This window comes from Streptomyces sp. NPDC006393 (assembly GCF_040628575.1).
Taxonomy (GTDB): domain Bacteria; phylum Actinomycetota; class Actinomycetes; order Streptomycetales; family Streptomycetaceae; genus Streptomyces.
Genome location: NZ_JBEXZD010000098.1, coordinates 22,950 through 32,833 on the forward strand (window position 1 = coordinate 22,950; position 9,884 = coordinate 32,833).

Genomic DNA, 9,884 nt, shown 5'->3' on the forward strand with positions numbered 1-9,884 from the left:
GGCGCCTGCCGACAAGGGCGACCGTGGCCGCTGACGCGGGCTCCTGAGCCGTTCGAAACGGGTTTCGGGCCGGCGCCGTCAGGAGGCGCTCGTGCAGAAGGTCACGTGATCGATCGTCCGCCCCTAGTGACATACCGCATGGTATGTGCGCAGAATCAGCGCGAACCCTACTACCGCGTAGGCAATGCCCCCTACCACCGTGTAGGCCATGCCGCTCCGGGAGGACGCCGTGCTGAGCACCATGCAGGACGTACCGCTGACCGTCACCCGCATCCTCGTCCACGGGGCGCTGGTGCACGGACGGTCCCAGATCATCACCTGGACCGGGGAGGACGAGCCGCAGCGGCGCAGCTTCGCCGAGGCGGGCCTGCGCGCGGTACAGCTGGCGAACGCCCTGCGCGACGACCTCGGTGTCCGCGGCGACGACCGGGTCGCGACCCTGATGTGGAACAACGCCGAGCACGTCGAGGCGTACTTCGCGGTCCCCTCCATGGGCGCCGTGCTGCACACCCTCAACCTTCGCCTGCCCGCCGAGCAGCTCGCCTGGATCGTCAACCACGCCGCCGACCGTGTGATCATCGTCAACGGCTCCCTGATCCCGCTGCTCGCCCCGCTGCTGCCGCAGCTGAAGACGGTCGAGCACGTCGTCGTCTCCGGCCCCGGCGACCGCTCCCCGCTCGACGGCGCCTCCGCACAGGTGCACGAGTACGAGGACCTGATCGCCGGCAAGCCGACCACGTACGACTGGCCGGAGCTCGACGAACGCCAGGCCGCCGCCATGTGCTACACCTCCGGCACCACCGGCGACCCCAAGGGCGTGGTCTACAGCCACCGTTCGATCTACCTGCACTCCATGCAGGTCAACATGGCCCAGTCCATGGGCCTGACCGACCAGGACACCTCGCTCGTCGTGGTCCCCCAGTTCCACGTCAACGCCTGGGGCCTGCCGCACGCCACCTTCATGACCGGCGTCAACATGCTGATGCCGGACCGGTTCCTGCAGCCCGCCCCGCTCGCCGAGATGATCGAGCGCGAGAAGCCGACGCACGCCGCCGCCGTCCCCACCATCTGGCAGGGTCTGCTCGCCGAGCTGACCGCCCGCCCCCGTGACGTCTCCTCCCTCACCCAGGTCACCATCGGCGGCTCGGCCTGTCCGCCCTCCCTCATGCAGGCCTTCGACAAGCTCGGCATGCGGGTCTGCCACGCCTGGGGCATGACGGAGACCTCCCCGCTCGGCACGGTGGCCCGCCCGCCGGCGTACGCGGTCGGCACCGACGAGGAGTTGGGCTACCGCCTCACCCAGGGCCGCTTCCCGGCCGGCGTCGAGGCCCGGCTGACGGGCCCCGGCGGCGAACGCCTCCCCTGGGACGGCGAGTCGGCGGGCGAGCTGGAGGTCCGCGGCGCCTGGATCGCCGGCGCCTACTACAACGGCCCCGACGCCGAACCGCTGCGCCCCGCCGACAAGTTCAGCGAGGACGGCTGGCTGAAGACCGGCGACGTGGGCACGATCAGCCCGGACGGCTACCTCACCCTCACCGACCGCGCCAAGGACGTCATCAAGTCCGGCGGCGAATGGATCTCCTCGGTGGACCTGGAGAACGCCCTGATGTCCCACCCGGACGTCGCCGAGGCCGCCGTCGTCGCCGTCCCGGACGACAAGTGGGGCGAGCGCCCGCTGGCCACGGTCGTCCTCAAGCCGGGCGCCACCGCCGACTTCGAGACCCTGCGCGCCTTCCTCGCGGAGGAAGGGAAGATCGCCAAGTGGCAGCTCCCGGAGCGCTGGACGATCGTCGAGGCGGTCCCGAAGACCAGCGTCGGCAAGTTCGACAAGAAGGTGCTGCGCAGGCGGTACGCCGACGGGGAACTGGACGTCACGCGGCTGTAGGCGTCACGCGGCCGTAGCCCGCTTACAGGGCCCGCCCTCCCGGGAAACCCGTGAGGGCGGGCCCTCCTGTCGGGCCCTCCTGTACGGCCTGCGGGGCGGGGCGGGTCGGCCCGGCGGGCCCGCCCGGTGGGCCCGCCCGGTGGGTGCCGAAGCCTAGTTGGTGCCGATGCGGGCCAGCAGATCGACGATCCGCGTCTGGACCTCGCTGCTCGTCGACCGCTCGGCGAGGAACAGCACCGTTTCGCCGGAGGCCAGCCGCGGCAGGTCCGCCTGGTCGACGGCGGCCGTGTAGACGACGAGCGGGGTGCGGTTGAGCTGCCCGTTCGCGCGCAGCCAGTCCAGGATCCCGGCCCGGCCGCGGTGCACCTGCATCAGGTCCATCACCACCAGGTTGGGCCGGAACTGTCCCGCCAGCGTCACCGCGTCGCCGTCGCTCGCGGCCCGCGCCACCTGCATGCCACGCCGTTCCAGCGTCGCGGTCAGCGCCAGCGCGATCTCCGCGTGCTCCTCGACGAGCAGCACGCGCGGCGGGTGCTGCTCGCTGTCGCGCGGCGCGAGCGCCTTCAGCAGTACGGCAGGGTCGGCGCCGTAGGCCGCCTCGCGGGTCGCCTGCCCGAGCCCGGCCGTGACCAGCACGGGCACCTCCGCGGCGACCGCCGCCTGCCGCAGCGACTGGAGCGCGGTGCGCGTGATCGGCCCGGTCAGCGGGTCGACGAAGAGCGCGGCGGGGAAGGCCGCGATCTGCGCGTCGACCTCCTCGCGCGAGTGCACGATCACCGGCCGGTAGCCGCGGTCACTCAGGGCCTGCTGCGTGGTGACGTCCGGGGCCGGCCAGACCAGCAGCCGACGCGGGTTGTCGAGCGGCTCAGGCGGCAGTTCGTCGTCCATCGGCTGCGGGCGCGGCATGTCCGCGACCTCGACGGCACCGCCGGGGCCGTCCAGCGGTTCGGGTCCCTCGGCGGCGTTCTCGTCCGGGGCTCCTATGGCGTACGACCGTCCGGCGCCCTCGGTGGTCTGCGCGAGCCGCGGCTGCCCGGGGACCGCCGGGGCGGCAGAGGCCGCGGGGGCCGGGCCCGTGGGAGAACCGCCCAGGGTCGGCTGCCCGGAGGCCTGCTCGGCCGGCGGGTGCGTGCGCGCCGTCTGTTCGGGCCGCTGCTCGGGGCGTGCGGCGGCCGGGTCCGGGGGCGTGCCCAGCTTGCGGCGGCGGCCCGAACCGCCCGCCGTGTGCGGGGGCGGCGTGGCCGACGGCTGCTGCACCTGGGCGGCCTGACGGCTGAAGGGCACGCCCTGCCCGAGCGTCCGTACGCTGATCGCCCGGCCCTGGGTGGAGTTCGGGTCGACGGGCGCGGCGGCCTCGGCGGGCAGCGGCTGAGCCGCCCGCGGACCACCCCCACCGGGAACGGGTGAAGCGACGACCGGCTGCCCGGAGGCCTGTGCGGCTTGCGGGGCCCGAGGGGCCTGCGCGACGGGCTGTCCGGCGCGCTGTGCGGTGGGCTGTCCGGCGGTCTGCTCGGGCGGCAGCGGGCTGCCGTGGGCCGGGGTGCCGTGGTCCGGGGTGCCGTGCGGCGGCGTACCGGATGCGTTCGGAGGCGGGGGGGCGCCCGCCCCGTTCGGGTGGGCCGGAGCGGCCGGAGCACCCTGCGGCGGTACGACGGCCGCGGTGCCGTTCGGCGGCACGGGCCCGGCGGAACCGTTCGGTGGTACGGGGACGCCCGGGCCGGGTGCGTCACCGGTGCCGGGCCACGGCTGCGGGGCCGGTGTACCGGCGGCCGGGGTCTGCTGTGCGGCCGGTGCCTGCTGCGCGGACGGGGCCTGCTGTGCGGCGGGGGCAGCCTGGGCGGGGAAGCCCTGGGCCGGGGTGCCCGCTGCGGGGGTGCCGTGCGCGGGAGCGGCCCCGCCCGGGAGCGGCCGTCCGGTGGTGGTCTGTTCCTGGGCCGGCGCGCCCTGGGCGGACGCCTGCGCCGGAGGCCGCTGCGCTCCGGCCGGCTGCCCGGGAAGACCCTGCGCCACCGGACCACCCTGCGCGGACACGCCGTGTCCGATCGTTCCTGGTGCTCCCTGCGCGGGCATGCCCTGGGCGGGCACGCCTTGCGCCGGTGTCGCGGCGGCGGCTGCCGCGGGCTCCGGCGGCTGGGCCACCGCACGCCGCCGTCGCCCGGTCGGCGTGCTCGTGGGATGCGGCTGCGGGGGCGTGTGGGTGTCGGCCTGCCCGGCGGACACGCCGTCGTGCTGCCCCGTGTCGCCACCGGACGTGGCACCGGCCCTGGCACCGGCATCTGCACCCGAACCGGGACCGTCACCGGCACCGACATCGGTACTCGATCCGGATCCGCGACCGGTGGCCTGCCCCGGAATCTGAACCTGCTGCGGCACGCCCGGCCCCTGCGCCGCGGACGCGGGCGCGGGCATGGGCACGGTCGCGGTCGCGGACTCGTCCTGGGACGCCGGCCGGTCCACGTCGGCGGGCGGCAGGGCGAAGACCGTACGGGGAGCCGCCTCCTGCGCGGCGGCACGCTCGGTCGCCGCCGCGAGGGCACGCCGACGCCGCCCGGTCGGCTGCTGGACGGGCGCGGAGGCGGAACCGTCAGCGGAAGCGGAAGCGGAAGCGGAGGCGGAGGCGGAGGCGGACGCGGCATCCGGCGCCACGGGCAGCGCGGGCGGCAGAGCGTGGGGTTCACCGGCCGCGCGCCGGGCACGCCGTCCGGTGGGCGCGGGCACGCCCTGCGGCGGCACCGTGCCGCCCAGGCCGGAACCGGAGGCCGCCGCTCCCGCCGCATGCTCGGCCGCCGTGACCACGGCGCCCTCGGCCACGGCCGGGTCCTCGGCGGGCCGTCCGCGCCGCCGGCCCGTACCGCCGGACGCCTCGGCTCCCTCGGCCGAGTCCTGAGCCTGGCCCTGGGTTGGGACCGGCGCGGGCTCCTCGGCCGGGCGCCGCCTGCGCCGCCCGGTCGGAGTGGCCTGGCCACCGGACGCGGGGGCGTCGCCCTCGCCGTCGCCCTCCAGGAACGCGTCCGTGGACGACCGCCGGGCCCGGCGCCGTCCGCCACCGGAGGCCTGTGCGGGCACAGTGGGTGCCCCGGCCACGGCGATCTCCGTCGAAACGACCCCTCCACCGGAGGCGGACCCCGCCTCCGTACCCGAGTTCGCCGCCGGCTCCGGCCCGGCCGCGGATCCCGCCTCCGTACCGGCGGCCGCGATCCCCGCCTGGCCGTGGTGGTCGTGGGCCACGGCCCCGGCGCCGCCCCCGATGGGCACCTCGAGGACGTAGGCGCTGCCGCTCATGCCGGGCACTTCATGGGTCTGCAGCACACCGCCGTGCGCCCGGACGATCCCGCGCACGATCGGCTGGTGCACCGGGTCTCCCCCGGCGTACGGCCCGCGCACCTCGATCCGTACGACCTCGCCGCGCTGGGCGGCCGCCACGACCACGGTGTTGTCCATGTAACCGCCCGCCGACACGGGCGCGTTGCCGGTCGCGTCGACGCCGGCGACGTCCGCGACGAGATGCGCGAGCGCGGTGGCGAGCCGGCGCGGGTCGACCTCGGCCTCGATGGGCGGCGCGTGCACGGCGAACTGCACCCGGCCGGGCCCGACGAGCTCGACGGCCCCGTCGACACCGGCGGCCACGACGGCGTCGAGCATGGCCTTGGTCCGGGTGATCTCCTCGCTGCCGACGTCGAGGCGCTGATAGGAGAGGACGTTGTCGATGAGGGTGGTGATGCGCGAGTAACCGGCCGAGAGATGGTGCAGCACCTGGTTGGCCTCGGGCCACAGCTGGCCGGCGTCGTCGGCGGCGAGGGCGGCCAGCTCGCGGCGCAACTCGTCCAGGGGACCGCGCAGGGAGCCGCCGAGCAGGGTCAGCAGCTGCTCGTGGCGGCCGGCGAGCGCCTCGTAGCGGTCCTTCTCCCGCTCCCCGAGCGCGGCGTACCGCTCCTCGCCGGCGGCGAGTTCCTCCGCGTGCAGCTCGGTGAGCTCCTCGATCTCGGTGATGTGCCGTTGGCGCAGGGCGGTGAGCTCGGAGGCGTGCTCCTCGGCGAGCTGTTCGAGCTCCTCGGCGTGCCGCTGCTCGGCGGCGGCCTTCTCCTCGGTGAGGGCGTCGTAGGGGCGCCGGTCGGTGAAGGTCATCACGGCGCCGACGAGCTGGTCGCCGTCGCGCACGGGTGCGGTGGTCAGGTCGACGGGGACCTTGTCCCCGGCCTTGGACCACAGCACCTGCCCGCGCACGCGGTGCTTGCGGCCGGAGCGCAGGGTGTCGGAGAGCGGCGACTCCTCGTAGGGGAAGGGGGAGCCGTCGGCGCGTGAGTGGAGGACGAGGGTGTGCAGCTCGCGGCCGCCCAGCTCACCGGCGCGGTAGCCCAGGATCTGCGCGGCGGCGGGGTTGACGAGCACGATCCGGCCGTCGGTGTCGGTGCCCACGACGCCCTCGGCGGCGGCCCGCAGGATCATCTCGGTCTGCCGCTGCGAACGGGCCAGCTCCGCCTCGGTGTCGACGGTGCCGGACAGGTCGCGCACGACCAGCATCAGCAGTTCGTCGCCGGTGTAGCCGGAGCCGTCGTAGGCCTGCTGGCCGTTCTCCAGATTCGCGCTCGTGACCTCGACCGGGAACTCGGTGCCGTCGGTGCGCCGCGCCATCATCCGGGTCGGCTTGGTCCGCCCGCGCGGGTCGATGTGGTCGGGGCGGCGCATGGAGCCGGGGATCAGCTTGGAGTCGAACTGCGGCAGCAGATCGAGCAGCCCGCGCCCCACCAGGGCCGTGCCCGGCGTCTCGAAGGCCTCCAGGGCGATGGTGTTGGCGTTGACGACGGTGCCGTTGGCGTTGACCAGCACCAAGGCGTCGGGCAGGGCGTCGAGTATGGCAGCGAGGCGAGCAGCGCCTCGGGATGGCCTGCTGCTCACGAGACGCTTCCTCCCTGTTACCGCACCTTGCCGACCGCGGGGGTCATCTTGCCAACAGGCCCGCGGCGTGTCACGCGAGCGAGTCTAAGCGCTGAGGTTGCGCCCGCGACGCCGGATGAGAGGGAGGTCGCACGAGGAAGTGACGTCGAACCCGTGACCGTACGATTCCGCTTCGCACGACCTCCGCACGACCTTCACCGACTCCGGAACACCACCTTCACCGACTCCGGAACACCACCTTCCTCGACTCCGGCATCGCGACCATCACGGTCTCCGGGGTCGGACCGCGGGGCCTCAGGAACCGACGTCGGGCAGGAGCGGCACGAGCCGGTCCCAGCGGCCGATCTCGCAGCCGTCGCCGCGGTCGTACGTCGCGTCGACGGGCCGGCCGGCCCAGGTCCCGGTGATGTGGGCGGTGGCCGGCCCGCCGTACTGCATGGTGCAGACGCTGTCCCGCGGCACGGGGGCGAAGGTGTCACGGCCCCAGCGCGTGCTCCGGTCGAGCGCCCCGCACGCGCCTCGCACGTCCGGATGGCTGCCACCGCCGGGATGGCAGTACAGCTCGAACGTCCCGTCCCTCCCGTGACCGGCGTGCCGCACGGTGACGGTGAGGTGATCGCCGGCCCGGTCCTCGTCCCGGACGGGCGGCGGCGCGCCGGCGGAGGCGGCGGCGGGCAGGGCGGACAGCGCGGTGAGCGCGACGACGGAGGCAGAGGCCCCGAGCAGGAGCCGCCGCAGTGGGCGGCGCGGGAGGCGTGAGCTGAACTGCACCATGCCCGGACTAACGCGCCGGCCCCCGCGACGTTGCGCCTGTCGTCGCGGCCGGGCGACGCCACGGCAAGGACTTTGCCCTGGGCCCCGCCTGCCTAGTACCGTGGGGGGCGATTGGTGACACCCCGCTCGTGTGTGTCATCATCTGCACGCACCATTCGCGCGCTCGCGTGAGCGGTTGTGCTGGAGGCGTCGCCTAGTCCGGTCTATGGCGCCGCACTGCTAATGCGGTTTGGGCCTTAAAGCCCATCGAGGGTTCAAATCCCTCCGCCTCCGCGCAAGATCACCGAAGCCCCGGTCCACTGGACCGGGGTTTCGTCGTACGGGTCGCAGGGGTCGTGCGGGCCGTACGCATCGGACCGTGTGGATCAGCGCCTCACCGTCCGCGCGCCTCCGACCGCCGCCCGCTCCCGAACCGTGTTTCCGCAGGTCACAAGGGGTGCGGGGAATGGATTTCACATGACGGCGGCAGTCATGTAATGTTCTTCCTGTCGCCGCGAGCGGGCCGGAAGGACCGAAGCGAAGACGAAAAACAGAACAGACAAGCACTCGTAGCTTAACGGATAGAGCATCTGACTACGGATCAGAAGGTTGCAGGTTCGAATCCTGCCGAGTGCGCACAGATCAGAGGCCCCGCCGGTTCTTCCGGCGGGGCCTCTGGCATCAGCGGGTGGCATCGACGCCCCCGCCGGCACGGTGGGTACGCCCCCATCGGGGATCAACCGCTCTGACCGGCCCGTGGTTCAGGTCCGGTCGCCCGGTATCGACTGGCCCCGCCCCGTGGGGCCTGATACACCGGAGAACAGGGAGGTGTGGCATGCCTCGTGCTCTGATCAAGGGGCTGACCGCGCTCCTTGCGGCAGTGGCGGTCCCCCTCGCCGTCTGTGTGCTTCTGCTGCCCGCCCGGGGGGCCCTGTCCGAGACCAACGTGGTCTTGATCCTGATGTTGGTCGTTGCGGCGGTGGCCGCCCTCGGCAACCGTGGGGCCGCGGTCCTCACAGCCCTGTCCGCCGCCGCATGGTTCGTGTTCTTCTTCACCACCCCGTTCGCCAGTTTCACCTACATAGACAACACGGAGGAGGCCATCACCGCGGGGTTGCTGCTCGTCGCCGGCCTTGTGGTCTCCCAGCTGGCCCGCCGTTACAGCCGGGAGCGGTCCATCGCCACCACCCTGCAGCGCAGCCTGCTGCCCCGTGTGCTGCCGGACACCAACGCCGTCCGGGCGGCGTACCGATACGTGCCGGCCGAGGCCGAGGTCGGCGGGGACTGGTTCGACCTGATCCCTCTTCCCGGCTTTCGCACCGCCCTGGTGGTCGGGGACGTCGTCGGCCACGGCCTGAACTCCGCCGTCACCATGGGCCGTCTGCGCACCGCGGTCCAGAATTTCTCGACCCTTGACCTCCCGCCCGACGAACTACTGGCCCGCCTGGACGACGTGGTCCATCAGATGGATGCCGAGGCCGGCGGCGCCGGCGAGTACGGGACCGTCGCGGCCACGTGCTTGTATGCGATCTACGACCCGGTCTCCTGCAGCTGCACGATGGCACGGGCCGGTCACTTTCCCCCCGCCCTCGTTTATCCGGACGGCCGCGTCGAGGTCGTCGACCTGCCCGAATGCCCCCCTCTCGGCATAGGCGGCCTGCGCTTCGAGGCCGTCGAGCGGAAGCTGCCGCAGGACACGCAGCTCGTGTTCTACACCGACGGGCTCATCGAGGACCGACACCGGGACATCGGCACCGGCCTGACGCTGCTGTGCAAGGCACTCTCCGGCGCGGGATCCGACCCGGAGGAAACGTGCGAAACGATCCTGGAGACGGTGCTACCCGACCATCCGGTCGACGACGCCGCTCTCCTGATCGCCCGCACCCGCGTGTTTCCGCGTGACCGAATCGCCGAATGGGACATCCCGGCCTCTCCCGCCGCCGTGCCCGCCCTGCGCGCCGAGGTGTCCGCGAAGCTGGCCGACTGGGGCCTGGGGGAGGCGGCGTTCGCCACCGAACTGATGCTCAGCGAGCTGGTCACCAACGCCATCCGCTACGGGGCGCCCCCTGTCCACCTTCGCCTCCTGCGCGAAACCAACCTGGTGATGGAGATCAGCGACGGCAGCAGCACCACCCCGCACCTGCGCTACGCGGCGGCCATGGACGAGGGCGGTCGCGGAATCTTCCTCGTCGCCCAGTTCGCCGAGCGGTGGGGAACCCGCTTCACCCCCACCGGGAAGATCGTCTGGGCCGAGCAGGCAGCCCCGTCCGTTCCCGTCGTCCCCGTCCTTGCCTCGATGGCGTGATCGGGCTGAACCGCCCGGAGCCTTCACCCGGCGAGCCGTCCGGGC

4 protein-coding genes and 2 tRNA genes are annotated in these 9,884 nt (G+C 73.6%); 4 read left to right on the top strand and 2 right to left on the bottom strand.

The window, feature by feature from the left end:
- Positions 1–208: 208 nt before the first annotated feature.
- Positions 209–1,885: a long-chain fatty acid--CoA ligase gene (locus ABZ484_RS30110; protein WP_358869081.1), complete on the top strand. Its 1,677-nt coding sequence runs from the start codon at positions 209–211 to the stop codon at positions 1,883–1,885.
- 153 nt (positions 1,886–2,038) lie between these two features.
- Here ABZ484_RS30110 and ABZ484_RS30115 read toward each other — a convergent pair whose 3' ends face one another.
- Together ABZ484_RS30115 and ABZ484_RS30120 are read right to left on the bottom strand one after the other, a co-directional pair.
- Entirely contained in the window at positions 2,039–6,712 is a 4,674-nt protein-coding gene (locus tag ABZ484_RS30115; RefSeq protein ID WP_358869084.1) for a PAS domain-containing protein, read from the bottom strand.
- Between the two features lie 363 nt (positions 6,713–7,075).
- Complete coding sequence (locus ABZ484_RS30120; RefSeq protein WP_358869082.1) at positions 7,076–7,555, bottom strand: SSI family serine proteinase inhibitor; 480 nt, start codon at positions 7,553–7,555, stop codon at positions 7,076–7,078.
- Positions 7,556–7,737: 182 nt separating this feature from the next.
- Here ABZ484_RS30120 and ABZ484_RS30125 point away from each other — a divergent pair.
- The 3 genes from ABZ484_RS30125 to ABZ484_RS30135 all read left to right on the top strand — a co-directional run bounded on the left by ABZ484_RS30125 (position 7,738) and on the right by ABZ484_RS30135 (position 9,839).
- Positions 7,738–7,828 (top strand) — tRNA-Ser (locus ABZ484_RS30125).
- 269 nt (positions 7,829–8,097) lie between these two features.
- Positions 8,098–8,170 (top strand) — tRNA-Arg (locus ABZ484_RS30130).
- Positions 8,171–8,369: 199 nt separating this feature from the next.
- Positions 8,370–9,839, top strand: coding sequence for a SpoIIE family protein phosphatase (locus tag ABZ484_RS30135; RefSeq protein ID WP_358869083.1), 1,470 nt, complete (start codon positions 8,370–8,372; stop codon positions 9,837–9,839).
- The last annotated feature ends 45 nt before the right edge of the window (positions 9,840–9,884 follow it).